26 protein-coding genes are annotated in these 26,996 nt (G+C 71.7%); 18 read left to right on the top strand and 8 right to left on the bottom strand.

Annotated elements, in window-relative coordinates:
• The first annotated feature begins 45 nt into the window (after positions 1–45).
• From ACH442_RS45560 to ACH442_RS45545, 4 genes are all read left to right on the top strand, one after another.
• Entirely contained in the window at positions 46–1,152 is a 1,107-nt protein-coding gene (locus ACH442_RS45560; protein WP_396344442.1) for a glycosyltransferase family 4 protein, read from the top strand.
• A gap of 73 nt (positions 1,153–1,225) precedes the next feature.
• Complete coding sequence (locus ACH442_RS45555) at positions 1,226–3,508, top strand: hypothetical protein (RefSeq protein WP_396344441.1); 2,283 nt, start codon at positions 1,226–1,228, stop codon at positions 3,506–3,508.
• Positions 3,509–3,631: 123 nt separating this feature from the next.
• Positions 3,632–5,317, top strand: coding sequence for a CTP synthase (locus ACH442_RS45550; protein WP_396344440.1), 1,686 nt, complete (start codon positions 3,632–3,634; stop codon positions 5,315–5,317).
• On the top strand, positions 5,317–5,865 hold the full coding sequence (locus ACH442_RS45545) for an NUDIX domain-containing protein (protein WP_396344439.1): 549 nt from the start codon (positions 5,317–5,319) through the stop codon (positions 5,863–5,865). Before ACH442_RS45550 ends, ACH442_RS45545 begins: the two co-directional genes overlap by 1 nt.
• Before the next feature lie 73 nt (positions 5,866–5,938).
• Here the strand turns inward: ACH442_RS45545 and ACH442_RS45540 are convergent, their stop codons facing one another.
• Both ACH442_RS45540 and ACH442_RS45535 read right to left on the bottom strand, forming a co-directional pair.
• The gene (locus ACH442_RS45540; RefSeq protein ID WP_396344438.1) at positions 5,939–7,333 is read right to left on the bottom strand and encodes an alpha/beta hydrolase; all 1,395 of its coding nucleotides are present in this window, start codon (positions 7,331–7,333) and stop codon (positions 5,939–5,941) included.
• A gap of 77 nt (positions 7,334–7,410) precedes the next feature.
• Positions 7,411–8,193, bottom strand: a complete 783-nt coding sequence (locus ACH442_RS45535; protein WP_396344437.1) for a hypothetical protein — start codon at positions 8,191–8,193, stop codon at positions 7,411–7,413.
• 80 nt (positions 8,194–8,273) lie between these two features.
• Here ACH442_RS45535 and ACH442_RS45530 point away from each other — a divergent pair, with 80 nt between their 5' ends.
• The gene (locus tag ACH442_RS45530; RefSeq protein ID WP_396344436.1) at positions 8,274–8,786 is read left to right on the top strand and encodes an ArsR/SmtB family transcription factor; all 513 of its coding nucleotides are present in this window, start codon (positions 8,274–8,276) and stop codon (positions 8,784–8,786) included.
• A 97-nt stretch (positions 8,787–8,883) separates the two neighbouring features.
• Positions 8,884–10,071: an MFS transporter gene (locus ACH442_RS45525; protein ID WP_396344435.1), complete on the top strand. Its 1,188-nt coding sequence runs from the start codon at positions 8,884–8,886 to the stop codon at positions 10,069–10,071.
• 9 nt (positions 10,072–10,080) lie between these two features.
• On the opposite strand, the gene ACH442_RS45520 is transcribed toward ACH442_RS45525, so the two are convergent.
• Complete coding sequence (locus ACH442_RS45520; RefSeq protein ID WP_396344434.1) at positions 10,081–11,058, bottom strand: NAD(P)-dependent alcohol dehydrogenase; 978 nt, start codon at positions 11,056–11,058, stop codon at positions 10,081–10,083.
• Between the two features lie 85 nt (positions 11,059–11,143).
• On the opposite strand from ACH442_RS45520, the gene ACH442_RS45515 reads away from it, so the two are divergent.
• A complete protein-coding gene (locus ACH442_RS45515; RefSeq protein WP_396344433.1) occupies positions 11,144–11,557 on the top strand; it encodes a VOC family protein in 414 nt (137 codons plus the stop codon).
• 77 nt (positions 11,558–11,634) lie between these two features.
• Positions 11,635–12,270 (top strand): maleylpyruvate isomerase family mycothiol-dependent enzyme, encoded by a 636-nt coding sequence (locus ACH442_RS45510; protein WP_396344432.1) that lies wholly within the window; start codon positions 11,635–11,637, stop codon positions 12,268–12,270.
• A 19-nt stretch (positions 12,271–12,289) separates the two neighbouring features.
• Here ACH442_RS45510 and ACH442_RS45505 read toward each other — a convergent pair whose 3' ends face one another.
• Together ACH442_RS45505 and ACH442_RS45500 are read right to left on the bottom strand one after the other, a co-directional pair.
• Positions 12,290–13,075, bottom strand: a complete 786-nt coding sequence (locus ACH442_RS45505; RefSeq protein WP_396344431.1) for an SAM-dependent methyltransferase — start codon at positions 13,073–13,075, stop codon at positions 12,290–12,292.
• Positions 13,076–13,092: 17 nt separating this feature from the next.
• A complete protein-coding gene (locus tag ACH442_RS45500) occupies positions 13,093–14,298 on the bottom strand; it encodes a barstar family protein (protein ID WP_396344430.1) in 1,206 nt (401 codons plus the stop codon).
• 126 nt (positions 14,299–14,424) lie between these two features.
• On the opposite strand from ACH442_RS45500, the gene ald reads away from it, so the two are divergent.
• From ald to ACH442_RS45455, 9 genes are all read left to right on the top strand, one after another.
• A complete protein-coding gene (ald, locus tag ACH442_RS45495) occupies positions 14,425–15,540 on the top strand; it encodes an alanine dehydrogenase (protein WP_396344429.1) in 1,116 nt (371 codons plus the stop codon).
• Complete coding sequence (gene xerD, locus ACH442_RS45490) at positions 15,537–16,451, top strand: site-specific tyrosine recombinase XerD (protein ID WP_396344461.1); 915 nt, start codon at positions 15,537–15,539, stop codon at positions 16,449–16,451. The genes ald and xerD overlap by 4 nt, the downstream gene beginning before the upstream one ends.
• A 100-nt stretch (positions 16,452–16,551) precedes the next feature.
• Positions 16,552–17,484, top strand: a complete 933-nt coding sequence (locus ACH442_RS45485; RefSeq protein WP_396344460.1) for a ParA family protein — start codon at positions 16,552–16,554, stop codon at positions 17,482–17,484.
• Between the two features lie 2 nt (positions 17,485–17,486).
• Complete coding sequence (locus tag ACH442_RS45480; protein WP_396344428.1) at positions 17,487–18,161, top strand: hypothetical protein; 675 nt, start codon at positions 17,487–17,489, stop codon at positions 18,159–18,161.
• Positions 18,162–18,640: 479 nt separating this feature from the next.
• Positions 18,641–19,804, top strand: coding sequence for a hypothetical protein (locus ACH442_RS45475; RefSeq protein WP_396344427.1), 1,164 nt, complete (start codon positions 18,641–18,643; stop codon positions 19,802–19,804).
• 25 nt (positions 19,805–19,829) lie between these two features.
• Complete coding sequence (locus ACH442_RS45470) at positions 19,830–20,786, top strand: adhesin (protein ID WP_396344426.1); 957 nt, start codon at positions 19,830–19,832, stop codon at positions 20,784–20,786.
• A gap of 101 nt (positions 20,787–20,887) precedes the next feature.
• Positions 20,888–21,958, top strand: a complete 1,071-nt coding sequence (locus ACH442_RS45465; RefSeq protein WP_396344425.1) for a segregation and condensation protein A — start codon at positions 20,888–20,890, stop codon at positions 21,956–21,958.
• A complete protein-coding gene (scpB, locus tag ACH442_RS45460) occupies positions 21,955–23,037 on the top strand; it encodes an SMC-Scp complex subunit ScpB (protein ID WP_396344424.1) in 1,083 nt (360 codons plus the stop codon). Before ACH442_RS45465 ends, scpB begins: the two co-directional genes overlap by 4 nt.
• A complete protein-coding gene (locus tag ACH442_RS45455; protein ID WP_396344423.1) occupies positions 23,006–23,770 on the top strand; it encodes a pseudouridine synthase in 765 nt (254 codons plus the stop codon). The genes scpB and ACH442_RS45455 overlap by 32 nt, the downstream gene beginning before the upstream one ends.
• A gap of 168 nt (positions 23,771–23,938) precedes the next feature.
• Here ACH442_RS45455 and ACH442_RS45450 read toward each other — a convergent pair whose 3' ends face one another.
• On the bottom strand, positions 23,939–24,541 hold the full coding sequence (locus tag ACH442_RS45450) for a permease-like cell division protein FtsX (RefSeq protein WP_396344422.1): 603 nt from the start codon (positions 24,539–24,541) through the stop codon (positions 23,939–23,941).
• 119 nt (positions 24,542–24,660) lie between these two features.
• On the opposite strand from ACH442_RS45450, the gene ACH442_RS45445 reads away from it, so the two are divergent.
• Positions 24,661–25,521 carry an aminoglycoside phosphotransferase family protein gene (locus ACH442_RS45445; protein ID WP_396344459.1) on the top strand — a complete coding sequence of 287 codons (861 nt, stop codon included), beginning with the start codon at positions 24,661–24,663 and terminating at the stop codon, positions 25,519–25,521.
• A gap of 42 nt (positions 25,522–25,563) precedes the next feature.
• Here the strand turns inward: ACH442_RS45445 and ACH442_RS45440 are convergent, their stop codons facing one another.
• Both ACH442_RS45440 and ACH442_RS45435 read right to left on the bottom strand, forming a co-directional pair.
• Entirely contained in the window at positions 25,564–26,358 is a 795-nt protein-coding gene (locus tag ACH442_RS45440) for an alpha/beta fold hydrolase (RefSeq protein ID WP_396344421.1), read from the bottom strand.
• Between the two features lie 69 nt (positions 26,359–26,427).
• Positions 26,428–26,895 (bottom strand): hypothetical protein, encoded by a 468-nt coding sequence (locus tag ACH442_RS45435; RefSeq protein WP_396344420.1) that lies wholly within the window; start codon positions 26,893–26,895, stop codon positions 26,428–26,430.
• Between the last annotated feature and the right edge of the window lie 101 nt (positions 26,896–26,996).

Below are 26,996 nucleotides of genomic sequence, written 5' to 3'. Positions count from 1 at the left end.
GGCGACGGGGACGCGAAGACCCGTCCGGAGAGGGGTACGACGGTCGTGAGCAGCGACGACGGGTGGCGCGGTTCGGTCGTGCTGGTGCTCGGTTCCGCGACCGGCGGCACCGGCGGGCACGTCCTCTCGCTGGCCCGCGGCCTGGTCGCGGCCGGCTGCAAGGTGGTGGTGTGCGGCCCGGCCGCCAACGACGAGCACTACGGCTTCACCACGGCCGGGGTGGACTATGCGCCGGTGGAGATCCCGGCCGATCCCGGGCCGCAGGACACCGGGGCGATCCGGGCGTTGCGGCGGGCGATCGTGGGGCGGGACGCCGACGTCATCCACGCGCACGGCCTGCGGGCGGCGTTCGTGGTGTCGCTGGCCCGGACGGGTGTCCCGCTCGTGGTGACGTGGCACAACGCCGTACTGGCGAAGGGTCTTCGTGGTCAGGCCGGGGCCCTGGTCGAACGGATCGTCGCGCGCAACGCCGCGCTCACCCTCGGCGCCTCGGAGGACCTGGTGGAGCGCGCGGTCGCGCTCGGTGCCCGCAACGCGCGGCTCGGCCCGGTCGCGGCGCCGGAGATGCGGCCGCCGAGACGGACCCGGCAGGCGGTGCGCGCCGAGTTCCGGGTGCGGGCGGACACGCCGCTGATCCTGTCGGTCGGCCGGCTGCATCCGCAGAAGCACTACGACATGCTGGTCGACGCCGCCGCCCGCTGGCGTGACCTGGACCCGGCCCCGGTGGTCGTGGTCGCCGGCTCCGGCCCGAGCTACATGGCGCTGGCTCAGCAGGCGTCGCGCACGCACGCGCCGTTCCAGCTGCTCGGGCATCGCAGTGACGTGCCGGACCTGCTGCTCGGGGCGGACCTGGCCGTCGTGACCAGCGACTGGGAGGCGCGGCAGCTGTTCGCGCAGGAGGCTCTGCGGGCCGGGGTGCCGCTGGTCGCCACCGCGGTCGGGGGTCTGCCGGGACTGGTGGGGGACGCGGCGGTGCTGATTCCGCCTCGGGACCTGGATGCGCTGGATCATGCCGTACGGGAAATCTTGTCCGATTCTGATCTTCGAGCGGACCTTGCCGCCCGTGGCCCTGAGCAAGCCGCGACCTGGCCGGGGGAGGCCGACGTGGTGAACGCCGTCCGTGCCGCCTACGCCGAGGTCAGCGCCGCATGAGCGGGCTTGCGAGCGAATCATCGGGCTCAGTGAGAAGGCCGTGCCGATGCCGGAGCGCAGTGGAGGCGGCGGCATGACCAGTCGGCTGGACCGGATCCGGCGGGTCAGGCCGCCAGGGACGCCGCGGGGGCGCCGGGCCGCGGTCTGGGTGCCGTCGGTGCTCGTCGTGCTGGTCGCGATCGCGAGCCTGGCCGGGCTCACGATCCGCCCGGGCGGGGAGGATCAGCGCGGCACCGCCGACTACGTGGTGATCGCCGCCGCCGCCGGTCTGCGCTGGGACGATCTCGACCCGCAGCGCACGCCGGCGCTGTGGCAGGAGGCGACGAAGGGTTCGACCGGCTGGCTGTCGGTGCGCTCGGCGCATCAGGTGACCTGCCCGGCCGACGGCTGGCTGACGCTGGGCGCGGGCAACTACGCGGCCTGGGACACCCGGCCGGTGACCGGGAAGTGCCCGGCGGTCTCGCCGTCGGTGACCCGGCCGGACGCGATCGGCGCGAGTGTGACCGACCAGAACACGGTGGTGCGCACGAACCAGGACCGGCTGCCGTACGGCACCACCCCGGGCGCGCTGGCCGAATCCGTTCGCTGCACGGTCGCGGTCGGGCCGAACGCCGCGGTCGCCGCCGCCCGCCCGTTCGGGCGCGTCGACCAGTACGCCGAGGCGCTCCCGGCCGACCCGAAGAAGCTGCTCTCCGAGTGCGTGCTGAGCATCGTCGACCTGGGCACGATCACCGGGATCGGCGCGGAACGGCAGGCCGCGGTCGCCGCCGCCGACCGGATCCTGGCCCGGGTGCTGGCGGCCCGCCCGGATCGGTCGACCATGCTGATCGCCGGCGTCGCGGACACCGACACCACCTCGCGCCTGCACGTGGCGATCGCCGAGGGCGAGGGCTGGGACGGTGGCTGGCTGACCTCGGACGGCACCGGCCGCAAGGGCTATCTGCAGGTGATCGACCTGGCCCCGACGGTGCTGGCGGTGCTCGGCAAGTCCCCGCCGGAGAAACTTTTCGCCGGGTACGCCGCCACGGTGTCGACCGGCCGGACCGCCGACCCGGCCGCGGCGATGCAGGGGCGCAACGACGCCGACCAGCGCGCCATCGCGCAGCACGGCGTCGCGTCGATCTTCTTCGCGGTGCTCGCCGGTGTGCAGGTGCTGCTCTTCGCCGCGCTCGTGCCGGTGCTGATGCGCGCCCGCCGGCACGCCGGCCCGGTCGCCCCGCCGCTGCCCCCGCCGAGGCTGGTGGCGGTGCTGGAGGCGGCTCTGATCGCCGCGGCCCTGGCGATCCCGGCGGCGCTGGTCGCCGACGTGGCACCGTGGTGGAGCGCCGACCACCCGGCCTGGATGTTCGGCGCCGCCACGTTCGTGCTGATGCTTTTCGGGACTCTGGCGGTCCGCCTCGCCCCGCGCTACCGGATGACCCTGTGGCCGATGGGCGCGACCGCGGCCCTGAGCGGCATCGTGATCGTCGTGGACCTGCTGACCGGGGCGCGGCTGCAGCTCAACGGCGTGGCCGGCTACTCGGCGACGCACGGGGTGCGCTACGCCGGGCTGGGCAGTGTCGGCCTGGGCGTCTTCATCGCCGCGCTGCTGCTCGGCGCCGGCTGCCTGGCCCAGTGGGTCGGCAAGACGTGGCGGCCGGTGGTGATGGTGCTCTTCGGCGGTCTCGGCGTGGTCATGGTCGGCAGCCCTTATCTGGGGGCGGACCCGGTCGGTGCGATCGCGGTGACCGCCGGGGTGTGCGTGGCCGCGGCGATGAGTTCCGGCGGCTGGCTGACGTTCGCGCGGGTCGCCTGGGCGGCGGTCGGCGCGATCGCGGTGACCGTCAGTTTCGCCGCGTTCGACCTGCACCGGTCCGCCCTGGAGCAGGGCACGCTGGGCCGGTTCCTGACCGCGCTGGGCAGCGGCACGGCCGGCCCGGCGATGCAGCGGGCGGTGGCGTCGAACGGTCAGGCGCTGGTGGACAGCCCGCTGAGCCTGCTCGCCCTGGCGGGTGCGTTGATACTGGCGTTCGGTCAGTTCTCGCCCTGGGGCGGGCTGAGCCGGGTGTACGGCCTGCATCCGGCCCTGCGTGCGGCGGTCGCCGGCACGGTGGTGGCGTCGATCACCGCCGGGATCCTCGGCGGCACCGCGCTGGGGGTGGCCGGAGCGGCCGCCGCGACCGCGGTGCCGATCGCGTTGCTGACCTCGCTGCGGGTGCTGCTGCACGCCGCGGACCGGACGCCGCCGCCGGGGGTGACCGAGGGCCCGGGCGGCCCGCTGCTGCGCAGGACCGGCGACGACGAGCCGGCGCGGGGTCCCGGCGACGACTCGGTGCCGAAGGCCGGTCCACGGACAGTGACGGAGTCGCCCGGCTGACACGCACGCGAGCAGCCCGAACGTGGCGGCCCCGGCAATCAGTGTTACGGTGAACTCCCGTGGATGGGGCGATGAAGCCCCGGTCTGCACTCTTCACCTGACAGGCGACCACGGGAGCGGGCTTTGGCCTCAACAGTGCGTGACACTCGGCACATCTTCGTCACCGGGGGCGTCGCCTCCTCGCTGGGCAAGGGCCTCACCGCCTCCAGTCTCGGCAACCTGCTCACCGCCCGCGGTCTGCGCGTCGTGATGCAGAAGCTCGACCCCTACCTGAACGTCGACCCGGGAACGATGAACCCGTTCCAGCACGGTGAGGTCTTCGTCACCGAGGACGGCGCCGAGACCGACCTGGACGTCGGGCACTACGAGCGTTTCCTCGACCGCGACCTGTCCGGCAAGGCGAACGTGACCACGGGCCAGGTCTACTCGGCCGTCATCGCCCGCGAGCGCCGCGGGGAGTACCTGGGCGACACCGTTCAGGTGATCCCGCACATCACGAACGAGATCAAGAGCCGGATCTTCGCGATGGCCGACCCCGACGAGAACGGCCTGGTCCCCGACGTGGTGATCACCGAGGTCGGTGGCACGGTCGGCGACATGGAGTCGCTGCCGTTCCTGGAGGCGATCCGCCAGGTCCGCCACGAGGTCGGCCGGGACCACGTGTTCTACCTGCACGTGTCGCTGGTGCCCTACCTCGCCCCGTCCGGTGAGCTGAAGACCAAGCCGACCCAGCACTCGGTGGCCGCGCTGCGCAACATCGGTATCCAGCCGGATGCACTGATCTGCCGCAGTGACCGGGAGATCCCCGAGAAGATGAAGGAGAAGCTGGCGCTCTACACCGACGTCGACGTCGAGGCGGTCATCGGCTGTCCGGACGCGCCGAGCATCTACGACATCCCGAAGGTGCTGCACGACGGGGGTCTGGACGCTTACGTCGTACGCCGGCTGGGTCTGTCCTTCCGGGACGTGAACTGGAAGACCTGGAACGACCTGCTGGAGCGCGTGCACCACCCGAAGCGCACGATCACCATCGCGCTGGTCGGCAAGTACGTGGATCTGCCCGACGCCTACCTGTCGGTGACCGAGGCGATCCGCGCGGCCGGGTTCGGCAACACCGTGAAGATCCAGATCCGGTGGGTGCCGAGCGACAGCTGCGAGACGCCGTCCGGCGCGGCGACCGCGCTCAAGGGCGTCGACGGCATCGTGATCCCGGGCGGGTTCGGTGTCCGCGGCATCGAGGGCAAGGTCAACACGTCGCGGTTCGCGCGGGAGAACGGCATCCCGATCCTCGGCCTCTGCCTCGGCCTGCAGTGCATGACCATCGACGCGGCCCGCAACCTGGCCGGGCTGGCGGGGGCCAACTCGCTGGAGTTCGACGAGACCGCGAACTACCCGGTGATCTCGACGATGGCCGACCAGGAGGACATCGTCGCCGGCAAGGGCGACATGGGCGGCACGATGCGGCTCGGTGCCTACCCGGCGAAGCTCAAGGAGGGGTCGATCGTCGCCGAGGTCTACGGCGCGACCGAGATCTCCGAGCGGCACCGGCACCGCTACGAGGTGAACAACGACTACCGGGACAAGCTGTCGCAGTCCGGCCTGATCTTCTCCGGCACGTCACCGGACGGGCGCCTGGTCGAGTTCATCGAGCTGGACCGCGAGACGCACCCCTACTTCGTGGCGACCCAGGCGCACCCGGAGCTGAAGAGCCGGCCGACCCGGCCGCACCCGCTCTTCGACGGTCTGGTCAAGGCCGCGATCGTGTACGCCGCGGCGGACGAGCTCCCGGTCGCGGTCGAGGCCTCTTGATGGGCTTCGAGCACGAGGTCGTCGGCACGACCGAGCGTTACCGCGGGCCGATCTTCGACGTGGTCACCGACGAGGTGACCATGTCCGACGGCGGCACCGCCAAGCGCGACGTGGTCCGCAACAAGGGAGCGGTCGTCGTGGTCGCGCTCGACGACGACGGCCGGGTCGTGCTGATCAAGCAGTATCGGCACGCGCTCGGCCGCCGGATCTGGGAGCTGCCCGCCGGCCTGCGCGACGTCGAGGGCGAGGACCCGGCGGTGGCCGCGGCCCGCGAGCTCGCCGAGGAGGTGGACCTCACCGCCGGCCGGATGGAGAAGCTGGTCGAGGTGCACACCTCGCCCGGCTTCAGCACCGAGCACGTGGTGATCTTCCTGGCGCGCGACCTCGCGCCGGTGCCGGACGCGGACCGTTTCGACCGGCACGACGAGGAGGCCGACCTGGAGGTCGTCCGGGTGAGCCTCGACGACGCGATCGCGATGATCCTCCGCGGGGAGATCACCAACGCGGCGGCGGTGGCGGGTTTGCTCGCCGCCGCGCGGGCTCTCTGATCGTTGTCGGACGCGCTCGTCCGAGGCTGTTTTCTTGAGCGGCCTCGTTCGAGCGGTTGTCCCCGGGCGCTCTTCAGACCGCCGCCGGGCAGGATGTGCCCGGCGGCGGCACCACCAGGTCGATCAGGTAGCGGTCCACCACCGCTTTCGTGCAGTCGTTGCGCAGGTAGGACCCGTGGCCCCACCCCTCGTAGGTGACCAGCCGCCCGCTGCGCCCCAGCTCCGCGGCGACGTGCCGGGCCCACACGTAGGCGGTCCGCGGGTCGTGCACCGCGTTGATCAGCAGCAGCGGGACGTGCGTGCGCACCGCCGGCCGGTGCGGCGGATTCGCGACCGGCTGCGGCCAGCCCAGACACGTGGAGATCGCCAGCATCCCCGCGCCGTACCGCACGTCCGGCGCCGCGTCGGCCGCGACCTTCACGATCTTCCGGTACGCCGTGAAGTCCCGCACCGGAGCCGGAAAGTCCCCGCAGAAGATCCCGGCCGCCACGTCCAGCTGCGGCGGCGGTGGCACGAAACCGCCGTCCAGCGCCTTGATCAGGTCGGCGAAGTCGTGCCAGCGGGGGTCCTGCAGGAGGCCCAGCGGCGCCGACGCGATCTCGAACGAGGTCAGCGGCGCATAGCCGTTGTCGTCGGCACGGTGAAGGATCGAGCGCCACGTCGCCCTGACGTCGGTGCCGTGCAGCGCGCACTCGGTGGTGGTGACCCGCCCGCACCAGGCGACGAACTCGTCGAACGAGTCCTGCAACGCCGCCGCCTCGGTGCGAACGAAATCGGTCAGCGGCAGGTCGTGATCGAATACGCTCTCCAGCACGATCGCCCGCACCCGGTCGGGGAACCGCTCCGCATACATCTCACCCAGCAGCGTCCCGTACGAGCTGCCGTGGAACGTCAGTCTCCGCTCGCCGAGCGCCCGCCGCAGCACGTCCAGATCCCGCGCGATGCTCACCGAGTCGGCGTGCTCGAAGACCGGGCTGGTCGCGGCACATTGCGCCCAGTAGGCCCGGTTCGCCATCACGGCCGTGTCGAAGTCCGCCTGGTCGCGGAGGATGACGGGCGGGCGGCCGGGTGGCGGCGTGCAGGCAGGCGCGGCTGTCCGCTGGACCGTGCGCGGATCGAAGCTGACGATGTCGAAGCGGGCCAGCTGCTCGGGGGTGAACCGGTCACCCTTGCGGACGCGCACCACACCCGAGTCGCCCGGCCCACCGGGCCCGAAGACGAGCGCGCCCACCTTGTGAGCCTTGTCCGTCGCGAACCGCTTCGCCACCGTCATCCCGAACGTGGGGCCGTGCGGATCGGCCCAGTCCACCGGCAGGGTTAGGGTCGCGCAGACCACCACCTCGCGGTCCGGCGGGAAGCGGGGGACGTCGTCGGCGCAGTCACCCCAGTCCAGCCCCGGCTGTTTGTGGACCGGCCCGGCGGGGGTGACGGTCAGGGCGAGCGCGGTGAGCACGGCGGCCAAGCGCATGGCGACTCCTCGGATCCAGCGACGCGGACCGATTCATCGTTGTCCGTGATCGACGGCCGGGGCATCGGGATCGACCCCTAATGCGGACCCTGGATCAGCGCGGCCGACGCGCCGGCCTCGGGGTGGCGCAGCCAGCTCGCGACCAGCCGTTGTTGCAGCTCAGGGCGGCTCTGCAGGCGGTTCAGGACCCACCCCAGGGGGTTGCCGGCGGCATCCGGCAGCCGTTCGATCAGGGCGATCGAGGCGACCGAGTCGCGCTCCAGGATCTGCACCACCGGGCCGGACAACGGTGCGTGCGGGTCGGCCTCGGCGACCACGGTCGCGGCCACCAGCCGGACCAGGGGCGACGGGTCGGCGAGCCGGTCCTCGGAGGTCTCGCCACGGTCGGCGAGGCCACGGACGGCGGCGACCCGGACCAGCTCCGCGCGGTCACCGACGGAGGCCTGTCGCAGCGCGGCCGACGCGCCACCGGCGACTCCGGGGCCGAGGCCGCCGGTCAGGTGGGCGGCGGACGCCCGTACCCCCTCGTCGGGATGCGCGGCGAGCAGTCGCAAATAGACGGGCAGCCCGGCGGCGACGGCCTCGCGGGAGGCGCTGCGGCCGCCGCGGGCGATGGCGGTGAGCAGCCACATCACCTGCGTGGGGACGGCGGCCGGGGCGTCCAGGATCCGGATCAGGAACGGGACCGCGCTGACCGCCGCGGCGTCCTGATCGCCGTCGGCGGCGAACGTCTCGTGCAGCCGGCGGTGCGCGTCCTCGTCGCCGTCGGCGAGTGCCCGCAGCAGCTCCGGGACGTCGTCGGCGGGGCCGCGCGCGTGAGTCAGCGCCGCCCAGTCCACCGTTGCAAGATCGTCCAGCACAGGGAGACCGTACCGGGACGGAACGTGCACATGGCGCAATGGCCTGGACTGAAATTACGTACCTTCGTAATTTCTTGGCCATGAGCGATGATCTGAGTGAACGCCTGGCCGCCCTCGAGCGCGTGGTCGCCGGCCTCGTCGAACAAGCCGCCGAGCCGGCCCCCCGGCCACCGGCCGACACCACCCAGGCGGAAACCTTCTGGGCCGTCGAGGGCCTGCGGGCCGAGGTCACTGACACGACCGGCGCCGTGCTGTTCACCGGAACGGTGGATCTGCCGACCGGGGAGCACTACGACTGGCAGTACGCCCTGATGCTCGACGACCTCCTCGGGGCCGACTGGACCGAGGCGGCGCCGGCGCTGGACGCGGTCGGCAATCCGGTCCGCCTGCGCATTCTCCAGAAAATCATCGGGGGTACGAGGGGTGCCGCCGAACTGGCCGAGGACGCCGAGCTCGGCACGACCGGGCAGGTCTACCACCACCTGCGTCAGCTCGTCGCGGCCGGCTGGTTGCGGACGGCCTCCCGCGGTCAGTACACGATCCCCGGCGAACGGGTGATCCCCCTCCTGGTGATCCTCGCCGCCAGCCGATAGGTATTGATCGATTGCCCGTTTGATGATCCGATAGTCCTTGATGATCGGTTTGCGGGGAGCCATCGGAAAAGTCCTCCCACCGGCCGGACTGCCCCGCATGCTGGCGGTGCAGAGCGCTCTGTGGGGTGTCGGCGTCGGCGCGTTCCTGGCCGGCAGTGTCGTCTTCTACAGCGTGTACGTCGGCCTGACCCCGGCCCGGATCGGCATCGGCCTGTCCGCCGCCGGACTCGTCGCGGTGCTCGGCTCGATGCCGCTCGGCCATCTCGCCGACCTGCTGGGCGGCCGGCGGGCCTGGGCGCTCGGGTCGGCGGCGCGGGCCGCGGCGTTCGCGGCCTACCCGCTGGCCCACACCTTCTGGCCGTTCCTGCTGCTGATGACGGTGCAGGCCGCCGCCGACACGCTCTCGATCGGTGGCCGGGTCGTCTACACCGCGGCCGCGATCACCCCGGAGAACCGGGTCCGGGTGATGGCGTTCAGCCGGGCGTACCTGAACGTCGGCTGGACCGTCGGAGCCGGCCTCGGCGCCGGTGCGCTGGCCCTCGACTCGCGAGCCGGGCTGCTGCTCCTGGTGCTGACCGCGAGTGGGGTGTCGGCGGTCAACGCGATCTGCGTGGTGCGGATGCCGGCCGTCGCGCCGGTGCTCGCGCCCGACGAAGCGCGGCCCAGCCCGTGGACGGTGCTGCGGGACGTGCCGTACGCCGCGGGCTCGGCCGTCTACGGGTTCCTGTGGCTGCACACGATCCTCTGGGGCGACGTGCTGCCACTCTGGGTGATCACCCGTACGGACGTGCCGAAGCCCGTCCTCGGCGGACTCGTCACGCTGAACACGGTGCTGGCCGTGGCGTTCCAGGTGCGGGTCACCCGGGGCGCCGGCAGCATGCCGGGCGTGGTCCGCCTGACCCGGACGGCGGCACTGTGCGCGGCGGTCGCCTGCCCGGTCGCGGCCGCCACCGGTCTGACCCACGGCTGGTCGACCACGGCGCTGCTGTTCCTGGCCGTACTGCTGTTCAGCGTCACCGAGCTGGGAATCTCCGCCGGTCAGTGGTACATCCAGGTGGAGGTTCCGCCGGCCGCGCAGCGCGGGGTCTACACCGGGCTGGACCGCTCGATGCAGGGCGTGACCCGGATGGCCGGGCCGGCCGGGCTGACCTTCCTGGTGATCGGCAGCGGTGGGTGGGGCTGGTGGGTGATCGGCGGGGCGTTCGCGCTGTGCGCGCTGGTCGTCCGCCCGGTGATGGCCTGGATCGAGCGCACCGCCCGCACCGCCGAACGTGTCACGTCGTGAATGCCCCGCTCAGATCGTCACCACCAGCTTCCCGGCGGCGTGGCCGGCGCCCACCTGCCGGACCGCCTCGGCCGCCCGGGCCAGCGGAAACGCCCGCTCGACGGCCGGCCGCAGCGTCCCGGCCTCGATCAGCTCGCCCAGCGCCCGCAGGTCGTCGGCGTTCTCCTTGGCGATCATGCCGACCAGCCGCTGACCACTGAACATCGAGCTCAGCGGCGCCGCGATCCACGGCCGGCTCATCCCGCCGAGCAGCGTGGTGCCCCGGGCCTCGCCGCCGATCAGCACCAGCGTGCCCCGCGGCGTGAGGGCCCGGCGCAGCAGCGACAGACGACGGTTGCCGGCGATGTCGACGATCACGTCGAAGACCGGGCCGCGGGCGTCGACCTCCTCGGTGCGGTAGTCCAGCACGTCGGCCGCGCCCAGCGACCGCACCCGCTCGGCCTTGGCGGCGCCGCACACCCCGGTCACCTCGGCGCCGGCCGCGACAGCCAGCTGCACCACGAACGAGCCGACGCCGCCGCCCGCGCCGACCACCAGCACCCGCTGGCCGGCCCGCACCCCGGCGGCGTCGCGGATCGCCTGCAACGCCGTGGTGCCGGAGACCGGGACGACCGCGGCCTGCTCGAACGAGAGGTTCGCGGGCTTGGCCGCGATCCGGCCGGCGGGCGCGGTGGCGAACTCCGCGAACGAGCCGGTGGAGGTGGTGCCGAAGACCTCGTCACCGGGCCGGAAGGCGGTGACGCCGGCCCCGGCCTGCTCGACGACACCGGCCAGGTCGCGGCCGCGGACCCGGATCTTCGGAGTGCGCAGGCCGGTGACCGGGCGCATCGCCCAGGGCCGCCCGGTCATCATGTGCCAGACGCCGGGGTCCACTCCGGCGGCGACGACCCGGATGAGGACCTCACCGGGTTGTGGGGCGGGACGATCGACGTCGCTGAGCTGGAGCACGTCGGCCTCGCCGTAGACGTCCTGAACGACAGCTCTCATGCCGCCGACGGTATGGGCGCCGGGCAAGCGCGATTTTTTGTCGGACCCGGGTAGTAGCTTCGGCAACGCCGGATGAGGAGGGGTCGTGAGTTTTCCGAGACTGCAGTCGGTGGTGCTGGACGCGCCGGACGCACGCCGCTTGGCCGAGTTCTACCGTCACCTGCTCGGGCTGGAATATCGGCCCGGCGACGAGCCACCGGCCGCCGGGGAGGACGAGAAGGGGCGCGACTGGCTCGTGCTCGTCGGCGCCGGCGGCGTGCGGCTGGCCTTCCAGCAGGAGCCGGAGCTGAAACCGACCACCTGGCCGGACGGAGCGGTGCCGCAGCAGATGCACCTGGACACCGCCGTCGACTCCGTCGAGGAGCTGAACCGGCAGCACGAGCGGGCCCTGAGCCTCGGTGCGACCCTGCGCTTCGACCGCAGTGACGACCCGGAGGAGCCGCTGCGCGTCTACGCCGACCCGGCCGGTCACATGCTCTGCATCTTCGTGGGGGAGTAGGCGGCGATCGATATTGGCAGGTCGAATTAACAGATCGTTCGTGTAGCGGGATGGCTTCGCACGGTAACTTGTCCACCGTGGACGTGGTGTCGATGATCGCCGATGAGCGGATCCGCATGGCGGAGCTGATCGAGACCTTGAAACCGGGTCAGCTGTACGCGATGAGCCTGTGCGACGGCTGGACGGTGCACGAGGTCGCGGCACACCTGTGCGCCCCGTGGATCTTCGGTGCGCGCCGGATCGTGCCGGCGGTCGTGCGACACGGCTTCCGGGTGCACCGGGCGAACGCCGAACTGGTCCGTGACCTGGCCATCGACCTGACCGCCGACGAGATCGCCCGGCAGCTGCGGATGAACGCGGAGTTCGTCTTCAACCCGCGCATCGTCGGGCCGCTCGGGCAGCTCACCGACCTGCAGGTGCACGGGCAGGACATCTGCCGCCCGCTCGGGCTGACCCGCGACCTGGTCCCGGAACGGATGATCCCGTCACTGGAGTTCCTGCTCAGCCCGAAGGCGCGCGGATCCTTCGTCCCGCGCGGACGCCTCGACGGGCTGCGGTTCCTCGCCGAGGACCTGGACTGGGAGGGCGGCCAGGGGCTGCTCACCGTCCGGGGGCGCGGGGAGGCGCTGCTGCTGGCGCTGACCGGCCGCCCGGTGGTGCTGGACGAGCTGACCGGCAGCGGGGTCGCCGCCCTGCGCGCCCGGATCGCCTAGCAGGCCGTCCCGGGGGAGGTCAGCGTTTGACCGCGACCCCACCCGACATCTGCACGTGCAGGTCGTCGACCCCGGCCGCGGCCTCGTCCGGTCGCCACCGGTGCACCAGCCGCACACCCGGTTCGACGATGTCCAGCCCGCGGAACAGGGCGGCCACCTCGTCGTCGGTGCGCGGCTTGGCCGGGATGCCGCGGGCCGTGTACGCCTTCGCTCCCTGCACCGCCTGCTCGTTGTGTGCGGTCACGGTCGAGATCGCGAGCGCGCTGCCCGGGGCGAGCGGCGCCATCAGCGTGTCAATGATCCGGTGCGCCTCGTCCTCGTCGGTGACGAACTGCAGGATCGCGATGAGGCTGACGGCGATCGGGCGGGTGAAGTCCAGCGCCCGTACCTCGGGAGCCTGAATGATCTTCTCGACGTCGCGGAGGTCGGCGTCGAGGTAGGCGGTGGAGCCTTCCGGGGTGGAGGTGAGCAGCGCCCGCGCGTGGACCAGCACGATCGGGTCGTTGTCGGCGTAGACGACCGTCGAGGCCGGGTCGACACCCTGCACCACCTCGTGCAGGTTGGGCGAGGTGGGCAGGCCCGCGCCGATGTCCAGGAACTGGCGGATGCCCAGGTCGGCGGCCATGAAGCGGGCGGCGCGGGCGAGGTAGTTGCGGTTGGCCCGCATGGAGATCGGCAGGCTCGGGGAGGCTTTGACGATCTCGCCGGCCGCGGCCCGGTCGGCCGCGAAGTTGTCCTTGCCGCCGAGGAGGTAGTCGTAGATCCGTGCCGAGTGGGGGATGTCGGTGTTGAGATCAACAGCCATCGGTGCACTGTAGTCGATCACCGGAGCTCGACGTCGACTCCGTCCTCGGCGAGCCAGGCGAGCAGGTGGTCCATGGTGATCGCCGGGCAGAAGTCACGGCGGTCGTAACCGGGCACCAGGTGTTTGCGGGCGACCGCCGAGTCGTGCCAGACCAGCCGGAACCCGGGCGCCGCGCCCCAGTCGCCGAGCAGGCAGTCGTGCAGCGCGCCGGCGTTCCACCCGAAGTACCCACCCGGGCCGTTGATCGCCTCGCCGATCGCGCAGTAGAACCCGTCCTCGTCGGTGACGTGCCGTCCGTCCAGGTGGTAGGTCTGCCCCGTGGGCCGGTCCGGCCCCGGCCGGTGGTGGGCGAGCGCCGCGCCGGCCCACTCGTGCCGCAGCGACGACGGGTACGCCGCCCACAGCCCCGTCTCGGTCGGCCGTCCCGTCCGCCAGCGTTCCCAGATCTCCCGCGCGCCGCTGGGACGTCCGCCTTTGATCGCATCCCCGTACGTGCTCTCGAACGTCACGTCGAGCAACCCGTCCCCGAGCACGGAGGGACGCACATCCGACACCTCGGCGCCCAGTCCGCTGTCCAGCATGTGGGTGGCGGTCCCGTCGTCGGCCACGCTGTAGATCGAGGCGATGATCATCCGCCGGTGCCGCGCGGCGCCCCGCTGAAGTGCGTCGATCGCCCGGGTCAGCCGCGGCTCGGGCCGGCAGCCGATCAGCGTGGCCGGCTGCGGCAGCCGCGCCGGCCTGGGCCGGAACACCCCGGTCACGTCCTGGCAGGTGCCGAACTTCTCCTCGCCCTCGCCGGTGATCCCGGTCAGCACGTACCCGTCGGCCTCGGGCGCGCGGTCCGGCCCGCGCCTGCGTTTGCGGTGTTCGGGGTCTATTCGGAGCCGGCCCTCGCACGTGATGTCGAAGACCCCGAAGCCGGTCGGGCGCACGTCGACCACGTTCAGGTCGAGCAGTTCCTCGGTGCACTCCCAGCATTCGCGGGGGTGTTTGGAGTCGGGCCGGTGGATCGTCTCCAGACCGATGTTGCCCACCCAGGTGGCGCCGAAGCCGTCGCAGGCCGCGCGCAGTGCCCCGGCCGGGGCGCAGCCGGTCAGCGTGTACCGCTCGACCGGCAGCTCACCCGGGTCGGCGAAGAGGCCGTCGATGTCGGCGCACGCCGCCACCACCGCGTCGCCGTCGTCGATGTTCTGGTCGACGAGAAGCCAGGGGAAGCCGGTCATCCGGCGACCGTACCGGTTCGCCGGCGTCCGGCGGACATGGGGATCAGTGCGGATCAACCGGGGTAGTCTGCGGCGGATAAGGACATATCGCGCAACGCAACGTCGCGGTGACGCAGGGAGAATGTGGTGAGGGTCGGTATTCCCAGCGAGGTCAAGAACAACGAGTTCCGGGTGGCGATCACCCCGGCCGGGGTCTTCGAGTTCGCCCGGGCGGGCCACCAGGTGTTCGTGCAGAGCGCCGCCGGGATGGGCTCGTCGATCACCGACGCGGACTTCCGCGACGCCGGCGCGACGATCCTGCCCGACGCCGACGCGGTGTGGGCCGAGGGCGACCTGATCCTCAAGGTCAAGGAGCCGGTCGCCAGCGAGTACCACCGGATGCGCGAGGGCCAGGTGCTCTTCACCTACCTGCACCTGGCCGCGTCCAAGGAGTGCACCGACGCGCTGCTCGACCGGCGGATCACCGGGATCGCCTACGAGACCGTGGAACTGCCCGACCGTTCTCTGCCGCTGCTCGCCCCCATGTCCGAGGTCGCCGGGCGGCTCGCGCCGCAGGTCGGGGCGTACCACCTGATGCGCCAGGGCGGCGGGCGCGGGGTGCTGATGGGCGGCGTGCCCGGTGTCTACGCGGCGAAGGTCGTCGTCATCGGGGCCGGGGTCTCCGGGATGAACGCGGCCGCGATCGCGCTCGGCATGCAGGCCGAGGTGAAACTGCTCGACCGCAACATCGCCCGGCTGCGGGCCGCCGACGCCGATTACCGGGGCCACCTGCGGACGATCGCCTCCAACGCGTACGAGATCGAGAAGGCCGTGCTCGACGCGGACCTGGTCGTGGGAGCGGTGCTGGTGCCGGGCGCGAAAGCGCCCACCCTGATCGCCAACGACCTCGTCGAACGGATGAAGCCCGGCAGCGTCCTCGTCGACATCTCGATCGACCAGGGCGGATGCTTCGAGGCGTCCCGGCCGACCACCCACGACGACCCGACCTACCGCGTGCACGGATCGATGTTCTACTGCGTCGCGAACATGCCCGGGGCGGTGCCGCACACCAGTACCTACGCGCTCACCAACGTGACTCTCCCGTACGCTCTGGAACTGGCCAACCGGGGCTGGCGTGCCGCGCTGCGCAACGACCCGGCGCTGGCCGCGGGCCTGAACACGCACGCCGGGCACGTGGTCTACGGGCCGGTGGCCGAGGCGCACGGCATGCCGGTGACACCGCTGACGGAGGTGCTCAGCTGACACTCGATCGGGCGATAACGGCTTACCTGGACCATCTGGGCGTGGAGCGTGGCCTGTCCCGCAACACGCTCGCGTCGTACCGGCGTGATCTCGACCGCTACGCCGAGCAGCTCGCCACGGCCGGGATCACCGAGCTGGCCGACGTGCGCCCGGCCGACGTCACCGGGCACCTGGCCACGCTGCGGGAGGGCGGCCTGGCCTCCTCGTCGGCGGCGCGCGCGATCAGCGCGGTGCGCGGCCTGCACCGGTTCGCCGTCCGCGAGCGCCTGGTCGGGCACGACGTCTCCGCCGACGTGCACCCGCCGGCCCCGCCGAAACGGCTGCCCAAGGCCCTCGACGTGAGCCAGGTCGAGCAGCTGCTGGCCGTCCCGGCCGCGGACGACCCGCTCGGCTTGCGCGACCGGGCGCTGCTGGAGTTCCTCTACGGCACCGGAGCGCGGATCTCCGAGGCGGTCGGGGCCGACATCGACGATCTCGACCTGCAGAACGACAACTCGGCCGTTCTGCGCGGCAAGGGCGGGCGCACCCGGCTCGTCCCGATCGGCGGCTACGCCAAGAACGCCCTGCAGGCCTATCTCGTACGGGCGCGACCGTCACTCTCCGAGAACGGTCGCGGCACCCCGGCGATCTTCCTCAACGCCCGCGGCGGCCGCCTCTCCCGCCAGAGCGCCTGGACCGTCCTGCACCGATGCGCGCTCGCGGCCGGGCTGCCGGTCGACGGGCCGTACGCCGTCAGTCCGCACACGCTGCGTCACTCCTACGCCACGCATCTGCTCGACGGCGGAGCCGATGTGCGAGTGGTGCAGGAACTGCTGGGACACGCCTCGGTCACCACGACGCAGGTGTATACCCTGGTGACCGTCGAGCGCCTGCGGGAGGTCTACGCGACCTCTCATCCTCGCGCTCGTTAGAAGCTACGCATCCATAGGTGCGACACGCCGAACGGCTGACCCCGGGGGGACGGCACGTGTGGCGTACAGTCGGGCTTCGAGTCGGGAGGGGGCGATGGCGATGGCAGGTAACGGCGACCGTGCGGAAGCCTGGACCACAGCGCTCCGCGATCAGCAGAATTCCCTGGATCTGGGCGCTGACCTCGGTCCCGCCGACCCCACGGCGTACACGATGCGCCGTCCGATCCCCGAGCCCATGCCCACCGATCGGCACGGCCCGGCGCGGATCATCGCCCTGGCGAACCAGAAGGGTGGCGTCGGCAAGACGACCACCACCATCAACCTGGGCGCCGCTCTGGCGGAATACGGGCGGAAGGTGCTGCTCGTCGACTTCGACCCGCAGGGCGCCTGCTCGGTCGGCCTCGGCGTCAACCCGCACAATCTCGACCTGAGCATCTACAACCTGCTGATGCAGGACGACGTCACCACCGAGGACGTCATCATCAAGACCGATGTCGCCGGGCTGCACCTGCTGCCGGCCAACATCGACCTCTCCGCCGCCGAGATCCAGCTGGTCAACGAGGTCGCGCGGGAGATGGCACTGGCCCGGGCGCTGCGCTCGGTGCGTAAGGAATACGACTTCATCCTGATCGACTGCCAGCCCTCGCTGGGCCTGCTGGCGATCAACGCGCTGACCATCGCGCACGGCGTGCTCATCCCGCTGGAGTGCGAGTTCTTCTCGCTGCGCGGTGTCGCTCTGCTGCTCGACACCATCGACAAGGTGCGCGAGCGGCTCAACTTCGACCTCGAGCTCGAGGGCATCCTCGCCACCATGTACGACTCCCGCACCACGCACTGCCGCCAGGTGCTGCAGCGCGTCGTGGAGGCGTTCGGCGACAAGGTCTACCAGACCGTCATCACGAAGACGGTGAAGTTCCCGGAGTCGACCGTGGCCGGCGCCCCGATCACTACGCTGGATCCGGCGTCCTCGGGCGCCCGGAACTACCGTCAGCTTGCTCGTGAGGTCATCGCCGCCAAGGCGGAACGAGGATAGGTTTGCTCTTCGCGCTCGGGACACCGGTCGCGTTCATCGCGCTGGTCGTCGCCTTCCTGTGCGGCATCATGCTGCGTGCGGTCGCCGTCCGCTTCACCGCGCGCACCGTCGGCCTGGCCGACCGCGGGGACTCCCTCGTCCCCAGCTTCCGTCACGACCTCGACCCGTTCGGCGCGGTCGGCGCCGCGCTCGGCGGCATGGGCTGGGGCAAGATGCTCACCGTCGACGACGTTCCGCGCTGGCGCGGTCGCGGCCGGGCCGCCGCGGTCTTCGCCGCCGGCCCCGTCGCCTGCATCCTCGCCGGTGAACTGCTCGTCGCCGCGTTCGCCCTCACCGAGAGCGAGCCCGGCCTCTTCCGCTACCTGACGGTCGCCCGGGTGCTGCACGGCGTCGACGGCCTGCCCTACGGCGAGCAGGCCCTGCTGTCGTTCGGCGTCGGCCTGCTCGCGTTCGGCCTGCTCGCGCTGATCCCGATGCCCCCGCTGGACGGCTTCGGCATCATGTACAACGCGCTGCGCAAACCCGGGCCGGGCATGCAGTGGACCCGCCTCTGGTTCGAGGACAAGAACATCGGCGTCCTGTTGCTGCTGGTCTTCAGCCTGTTCCCGACCGGCTACCCGCTCATCCTGCACATTCTCGACGTCCTCGGCATGTTCTTCCTCCGCGTCTGGGGATAGTCGAAGATCAATTTCAAGATCTTCATGTCCTCTCTGGTCTGTGGTCCGGACCGTCGCTCCCGCGGGGACCCTTCCGGGCCTCGCAGGGCCGTGGCCGGCCCTGAACGCGAGGCCCGCAAGGGCGACGTCCGTGGGTGGTCCCGCTCAGAGCACCGAACCCGTCCACGGCTCCCGGCCCGGCACCGGTCCCGTCGCAGCAGCCCGTCAAGCGGAGGGGGCGGGCCGGGGAGTCGCGCCCGTCGGAGGCCGCGAGGCAGGCGGTTGGTCGCGGCCGCGATCCTGCTCCCCGCTGGTCGCTGCCGGGTTGTTCGTGCCTCATGATCACGGTGAGAACCGGCCGGAAAGGGTGAGCGCGGCGAGGGCCGGCGGGTAAGGGGCGTGGCGGGGTTGACGAACGGCTGACCGGTTTGGAAGTAGCTGACCGGTAAGGGCGATTCGGGTAGCGTTCCGGTGACTTGGGGTGACCGGGGGATGCGGCCATGGAGAAGACCCTCTGCTTTCGCTGCGGGGGTGACGTGCAGGGCGACCAGCCGTGGTGCGGCTGGTGCGCCGCGCCGGTGGTGGTCGTCCCGGCCGAGTCCGTGGCATCCTCCGCGGCGCCTGCCATGCCCCTTCCTGCGGCGGAACCGGCTTTCCCGGGGCTGAGCAGCACCTCCGGGGGTGCGGCCGGGCGCCGGCACGGGGCGCTGGCGGTCGCGGCGGTAGCCGGGATGGTGCTGGTGGTGGCGGGACTGGCGATTGCGGTAGGCGGCCGGGCGGACGGGCCACGGGCGGTCACCGAGCGGTACTTCGACGCACTGGGCGACGGTGACGCCGAGAAGGCCCTCTCCTGGGTGGCGTCCGCGGACCAGATCGACGTCACGCAGTACCCGCTGCTCAGCAAGGCGGCGCTGAGCGAGGACCGCTACCGGCCGAGCGGCGCCGAGGTCGGTGACGACATGACGGCCGGCGGCCAGTTCGGGACGGAGGCGCGATCGGTCCGGGTCGTCTACCGGGCCGCCGGTCAGACGATCGCCCAGGAACTGGTGGTGCTGAAGGAGAACGGGGAATGGCGGCTGCGGCTGCCGTTCGTGCTGCTCGGCGTCGACGGCCAGCGCGGCCGCGCGGTCACCGTGAACGGGATCGGCCTCGGCACGGCCGGCGGGGTGACCGCCGCGTTCCCGGGCGCCTACGAGGCCGTCGCCGCCGGCAACACCCTGCTCGCGGAGAGCCGGGCCAGCGGTGTCGCCCAGCCGAACGGCATCGTCGGCTACGTCGCGCCGCTGCAGTTCGGGGTGCCGGAACTGGCCGGCGGTGCCCGGGAGAACATCCGGGGCCAGGTGCGCACCGCCCTGGACAAGTGCGCGGCCGGCACCACGGCCCAGCCGGCCGGCTGCCCGTTCGGGCTGAACGTCCCGGGCACCGACGTCGCCGTGACCTGGTCGGTGACGACATATCCGCAGGTCGATGTCCGTACCGACAGCATCATGTGGTTCAGCGGCACCGCCGTGCAGCTCGTCGACGACGGGACCGGGAAGGTCCACTGGACCGCCGCCTACACCGACTCGAGCGGGGCGCGGAAGTCGCAGAGCGGGGACGCGGCGTTCCGGATCAACGGCAACGCGCAGGCCACCCCCACCGGCATCCAGGTGTCCCTGGTGTGAACGCGCACGAGGAAAGTGAGGACTCATGAGCATGCCCACACTCGGACCGGGCCACGGGGACATCCCGTACCGGATGCAGGGTTTGCGGCACCAGCCGGTGGAACTCGGCCTGGACGAATCGGTGCCGGTCCGGACGCTGGCCCGGCTGTGGCTGTCGGCGGCCGTCCCGGCGCTGGTCGTGTGGGCCGTCTTCGGGTTCCTGGCGCTGTTCGTCCTCGCGGTCTCGGACCGGGGCCCGACCAGTGACGGCACTCCCGGCGGCGAGGTGTTCGCGATCGGCTCGCTGCTGAGCTTCCTCGTGTTCGGGACGGTGTCGCTGTCGGCGCGGGTCGACGAGTCGCTCGCCGAGTGGCGGACGCTGATCGAGGACCGCCGGCAAAGCACCGATTCCGCGTACGCCGCGATCTACGGCGCGCTGCGTCGCCGGGGGATCCCGGTGGAGGCCGACGCCGTACGCGTGCGAAGTGATCTTCTGCCTCCGGAGGCGATCAACAACCGTCTGATGATCAGCGACCGGAACTACCAGATCTTCATTTCCGTCTTCCCGTACGGCAGCAGCCTCTACCTGGGCTGGACCATGTCGCGCGGCCGGCGCGGGGCGACCCTGCTCGGGCACTTCCTGCGGGACCTGGCCGGCGGCATGTCGGGGCGCTCGGGCTCGGTCGAGCGCATGCTGCGCGCCGAACGGGTCCGGGCGCTGCGCGAGGCCGTGCACGCCGCGGTCCGGGAGGGTGCCGACGTGGCCGCGCAGGGCGTGCTGGTCCCCGCCGGTCAGGTCTTCGGCGGTGAGGTCCCGCTGCGTGACCTCCGCGCGCACGCGCCGGCCGGGTACGCCCCGCCGCCGGTCGTGCCGCCGCAGGGTTACGCCGCACCGGAGTCCTACGCCCCGCCGCAGCAGCCGGAACCGCCCGCCGAGCAGCACAGACCTCGCCCACACCCGCATCCGGCACCGTCCGAGGGCACCGACCCGCCGATCAGCTGACGCCGGAGGCATGGCGGTCCGCCATCATCACGTCACCATGCGCAACCGTGCGTGACTTGTGACGTTGGTAGGACGTGAGCCCGGAGCATGTTGTCACAGGGATGGTCTACGGTCGGCACGTGCTTGACGAGCCTGCCCAGCCGGTGTCCGCGGACGAGCTTCCGCCGGATCCGGAGTTCACCGCGTCCGAGGATGCGGCGGCCGTCGCGGCCGCGGAGGCCGACTCCGGGAAGTTCACGGTCAAGCTGCACAACTTCGAGGGCCCGTTCGACCTGTTGCTGCAGCTGATCGGCAAGCACAAGCTGGATGTCACCGAGGTCGCCCTGCACGTGGTGACCGACGAGTTCATCGCCTACATCCGGGCCATGGGCGACGACTGGGATCTCGACGAGACGAGCGAGTTCCTGCTGGTCGCGGCCACCCTGCTGGACCTCAAGGCGGCCCGGCTGCTGCCCTCGGCCGAGGTGGAGGACGAGGAGGACCTGGCGCTGCTCGAGGCCCGCGACCTGCTCTTCGCCCGGCTCCTGCAGTACAAGGCGTTCAAGGAAGCCGCCGCCCACATCCACGAGCTGGAGGGCATCGGCGCGCGTCGCTGGCCGCGGGTGGTCACGCTCGAGGAGCGTTACGCGCAGGCGCTGCCCGAGCTGGTCCTCGGCATCGGGCCGCAGCGGCTGTTCAAGCTGGCGCTCAAGCAGTTCACCCCGAAACCGGGGCCGCCGCAGGTGTCGATCGCGCACATCCACCAGGTCCGGGTCAGCGTCCGCGAGCACGCCGAGCTGCTGCGCGACCGGCTGCGCCGGATCGGGGTGGCCACGTTCAGCCTGCTGACCGCCGACTGTGACAGCCTGCTCGAGGTGGTCGCCCGGTTCCTCGCGCTGCTCGAGCTGTACCGGCAGGATCTGATCGACTTCGAGCAGCCGGTGTCGCTGGACGAGCTGACCGTTCGCTGGATCGGCGGCGACCAGGAGGCCGAGCTCAGCGTCGACGACTACGAGGGCAGCCCGGAGAAGATCACCGACAAACCGGTCCGTCCGGAGGGTGCCGGGTCCGATGATGGCGGGGAGACGACCACCGTTTCGGACGAAACGCCTGCGAGCGAGCTTGACTCGCCCGCCCCGGATGGCGATCTTGACGAGGGCGACGAGGCGGCCCCGGAGGAGAAACAGCAGTGAGCGACGAGAGTCAGGAGTCCCTGGCCGCGCAGATGGGCGCGTGGGTGCCGCCGTGGGAACGCAAACGCGACGAGCCCGACCGCGACTTCCAGGACGAGGCGGTCGACGCCCCGCAGGAGCTGCCCGGCGAGGCGGAACCCGAGCCGACCGAGGTCGAGCTCGACCCGGAGCCGGAGGTGCCGCTGCCGGATTCCGTCGAGGAGGCCGCCGAGCAGGCCGCCGAGCCCGCGCCGGACGCCGCCGAGCCCGAGTTCGCGCCGGTCGACGAGCCCGTGGCCGCGCCGGCACCCGTCGACGAGTTCGTGGCCGGGCCCGAGCCGGTCGACGAGTTCGTGGCCGGGCCGGCGCCGGCCGACGAGCCGGCGCGCTCCGACGTCGAGCTCACCGGTTACCTGGCCGGCTTCGAGGACGCGTCCGCCCACCTCGCGGGTGACCCTGTCGTGGACGTCACGCCCGTGCCCGTCGCCGTCCCGGTCCAGCCGTCGGGCCCGCGCGAGGAGGCGGCTGACGGCCGTACCGAGGAAAGGGTCGTGGACGACGCAGAGTTGTCCGCGGCGCTGGAAGCGATCCTGCTCGTCGTCGACGAACCGACCAACGAGCTGAAGCTGGCCGAGGTGCTGGAGCAGCCCGTCGAGCGCGTGGCCAGGATGCTCGACGACATCTCGGCGCGTTACACCGCGGCCGGGCACGGCTTCGACCTGCGGCGCGCGGCCGGTGGCTGGCGGCTGTACACCCGCCCGGAATACGCGGCGTATGTCGAACGGTTCGTGCTCGACGGCCAGTCCGTGCGCCTCACCCAGGCCGCCCTGGAAACACTCGCCGTGGTCGCCTACAAGCAGCCGGTGACGAGGTCGCGCATCTCGGCCATCCGCGGTGTGAACTGTGACGGCGTCATGCGTACGCTGGTCACTCGCGGCCTGATCGAGGAAGTCGGCACCGAGCCGGAAACCGGGGCATACCTGTACCGGACCACCGCTCTGTTCCTGGAGAAGCTCGGCCTGAACTCGGTCGATCAGCTGCCGCCGCTCGCCCCATTCCTGCCCGACGATGTGGAAGAAGTGCTCGATGCCTCAGGCTGACACCGCCGAACGCCTCCAGAAAGTCCTGGCCGCGGCCGGTGTTGGATCCCGGCGCGCCTGCGAAGATCTGATCTTCCGGCGGCGCGTCACGGTCAACGGACGGGTCGCCAAGCTCGGCGACAAGGTGGACGCGGCCACCGCGGAGATCTACGTCGACGGTCAGCGGGTGATCACCAACACCAAGCTCGTCTACGTCGCGCTCAACAAGCCGCGCGGCGTGGTCTCCAGCCTCGACGACGAGAAGGGCCGCTCCGAGCTGGCCGACTTCCTTCAGGACAACTTCGAGCAGCGGCTGTTCCACGTCGGCCGGCTCGACGCCGAGTCCGAGGGGCTGCTGCTGCTCACCAACGACGGGACGCTGGCGCACAAGCTGATGCACCCGTCCTTCGGGGTCTCCAAGACCTACCTGGCCGAGGTGGTCGGCCCGCTGCCGCGCACCGTCGGCCGCGCGCTGCAGGCCGGCGTGGTGCTGGAGGACGGCCCGGCCAAGGTCGACTCGTTCCGCCTGGTCGACGCGATCGGCAAGACCGCGCAGGTGGAGATCACCCTGCACGAGGGCCGCAAGCACATCGTGCGCCGCATGATGGACGAGGTCGGTCACCCGGTCACCCGCCTGATCCGGACCGCGGTGGGCCCGATCCGGCTCGGTGACCTGCGCCCGGGTGGTTTCCGGCACCTGTCGAACGCTGAGGTGGCCGCGCTGTTCAAGGCCGTCGGCGACGAGCCGGAGTGACAGCGGCGCCCGGCCGGCCGGTCGGCGGCGAGCCGGGGTGACAGCGGCGCCCGGCGGGCCGTGATCGGCCGGCCGGGCGTTCAGTGCAGGTCGTCGGCGCTCGGCTGACCGGTCGGCCGAGCGTTCAGTGCAGGTCGTCGGCGCTCGGCCGACCGGTCGGCCGAGCGCTCAGCACAGGACGTCGGCGCCCGGGTTGCTCTCGCTGGAGTAAGGCTTGACCACCGACATCTTCGAGATCGCGGTGTTCCCGCCGAGCGGCTTGAGGGCCGTGCAGTCGAAGCCGCGCTGCACGGCGGAGAGCCGGAACGACTCCGGCATGCTGTCCTCCTTGAGGCCGGCCAGCGCGTCGGGTTTCGACGCGTAGGCCTTCTGCGCCTCGGCGAACGCTTCCGCCTTGCCGACCAGGCGGACCGCGCTGTGGCCGGGCAGCGTCTCCAGGACCTTCTGGATGTCGTCCTTCTGCTGCTGAGTGGTGCCGTCCTTGAGGATGACCACCATCGTGTACTTCTCCTCCGGGATCTGCCGCCAGCCGGTGAAGTACAGCCCGCCGAACGTGGCGGCCGCCCCGACGGCCAGCGCCACCAGCGCGGTCAGCACCGGCACGCCGCGGCGCTGCTTCGCGGGCGTCGCCTTGGCGGCTTTCTCGGCGCGTTCGGCGGCGATCCGCTCCTTCGCGGTCGGCGCTTCCGGCTGCTGCTTCTCGGCCGCCTCCGATGTCTCGGGCTGCTGCTTCTCGGCCGGCTGCGGCGCCTCCGGGGAAATGTCACTCACGATCGCGGAACATTACCGGCCCGTGGCTACTCGTGGGTATCCCGCGCAGGCGATTTTCCGGCCGGCGGTCTTAGAGTGCCCGGGTGCTGATCGTTCCGGAGGGGCTGCGGGCCTCACACATGCGGTTCTTCGGCGAGGCGACCGCGGCGTGGATCGCGGGGCTGCCCGGGCTGGCCGCGGACCGCCTCGACGAGTGGGGGCTGACGGCCGACGGGGAGCCGGGGCACGGCGCGGTGGCGATGGTCGTGCCGGTGCGGCGGGCGGACGGGACTCCGGCCGTGCTCAAACTGCAACCGGTCGACGACGAGACCGCGGGCGAGCCGATCGCGCTGCGCGCCTGGGCCGGGCGTGGGGCCGTACGCCTGCTGGAGCACCACCCCGGGTCCGGCTCGATGCTGCTGGAGCGGCTCGACGCCACCCGCGGGCTGGGCACGGTCACGGACGTGCGGGCTGCCCTCCGTACGCTGAGCGGGGTTTTGTCCCGATTGCATGCCGTCGCCGCGCCGCCGGGCCTGCGCCGCCTCGCGGACCTCGCGTCCGACCTGCTGGAACGCGCACCGCACGCGATCCCGCGACTGCCCGACCCGGCCGACCGCAACCTCGCGCGCACCTGTGTGGCGGCGTTGCGCGAGGTGGTGTCCGAGCCCGGCGACCGGTTGCTGCACTGGGATCTGCACTACGACAACGTGCTGGCCGTGCCCGACGGCGGCGGCTGGGTCGCGATCGATCCGAAGCCGCTGGTCGGCGACCCGGGGTTCGAGCTGCTGGCGGCGCTGCACAACCGGTGGCCGGAGACGGACGTGGTGCCGCACTTCGACCTGATGACCGAGGTGCTCGGCCTGGATCGGCAGCGCGCGGCCCGCTGGACCCTGGCCCGGGTGCTGCAGAACCTGGTCTGGGCCGCGGAGGGCGGCACCGGGAGCTGGTCGGCGCATCCGGACCGGCTGATCGCCGAGGCTCTCCTGCGCCGGCTCAGTTGATCGCGTCCGTGATCAGTAGCGGACAAGGCCGCGCCATCGTCGTTACTGGTCGAGGAAGTCGTGCAGGGCGGCGTTGAAGGCCTCCGGCTGTTCCAGGTTCGGCAGGTGGCCGGCGCCGTCGATCACCGCCAGCGCCGACCCGGGGATGAGCCGGTGCATCAGCTCGGCGTCGGCGACCGGGGTGAACTCGTCGTCGCGCCCGACCACGATCAGCGTCGGCACCGCCACGGTGGTCAATAGTTTCTGGTAGTCGGGCCGCTCGGCCCGCCCGCGCAGCGCCGCCGCCGCGCCCGCCGGCGAGGTGTGGATCATCATCTCGTAGACGTGCTCGGCCACCCGCGGCATCGCCGTCACGTTGTACTCGGCGATCATCTTCGACAGGTTCTCGTTGGCGTAGCCGGTCATCCCTGTGGCGAGCAGCTGGTCGGCGACCCGATTGCGGTGCGCGTGCCCGTCCGGGGTCTCGCCCTGCGGGAACGTGTCGGCGAGGACGAGCCCGGCGATCCGCTCGGCGAAGAGCCGGTAGCACTCCATCACGATCTGCCCGCCCATCGACAGGCCGCCGAGGACCACCTCGTCGAGCTCCAGGTGGTCGATCAGCGCGAACGTGTCCCGTGCGAACGTCTCCAGTGTGGTCAGCCCGGGGACGACCGTGCTCTGCCCGTATCCCCGCAGGTCGGCGGCGATGACGCGGTAGCCCTCGGCGGTCAGCGCGGAGATCTGCGGCCACCACATCGAACGGTTGAACGGGTGGCCGTGCACGAGCACGAAGGCCGGCCCGGCGCCGTAGTCGTCGTAGCTGATCGTGATGCCGTTGACGGCCGCCGTGCGAGTCATGGCCACACCGTAGGAAAGCGTCCCCGTCTTGGGAAGATCCAATGCGGGTGAGGTGGCACCGGCCTCGTCTCAGGACGCCTCGTTCGCCAGCTCCTGGAGTTCGGCAGAGATGGCGTCCGGGGCTCCGGCGGCGTCGACCACCTGAACGTTTCCGGTCACGGCCCCGCCGCCGACGCTGATGAAGGCGGTCTGCGGGTTCGCCGCGGCGACCCGGTCCACGGCCGCGGTCTGCGGTTCGCCCACGGCGATGATCAATCCGCATCGGGTGGCGGTCAGGGAGTTGACGAACCCCTCGGCGTTGTCGGCCGTCTGCGGTCCGCTCACCGGAAGATTCTGGACGCGCACCAGAGTGGTCACCGAGGCCTGCTGCATCGTGGACCAGATCGCGGTCGCGGGTTCCTTCGCGATGCCCTCCTCGCCCGTCAGGAGGCAGGCGGTGGCATCCCGGTACTGCCGCTCCCGGGGCTCGGATGCGGGCCACAGTGCCCAGGTGGTGATCCCGGCGGCAGCGGCGAGGACCACGGCACCGGCGATCAAACGCCCTCTAACTGGACGTTTTAATAACGTTAGGTGAGTTATCGGAGGGTTGAGAACACGCAATCTCGGCTACGGCTGGCCGATACGCCCGAATCAACCCT

This window comes from Actinoplanes sp. NPDC020271 (assembly GCF_044388125.1).
In the GTDB taxonomy this organism is placed as follows: domain Bacteria; phylum Actinomycetota; class Actinomycetes; order Mycobacteriales; family Micromonosporaceae; genus Actinoplanes.
The sequence above is the reverse complement of the archived record's forward strand: the minus strand, read 5'-3'. Positions and strand labels throughout refer to the sequence as shown.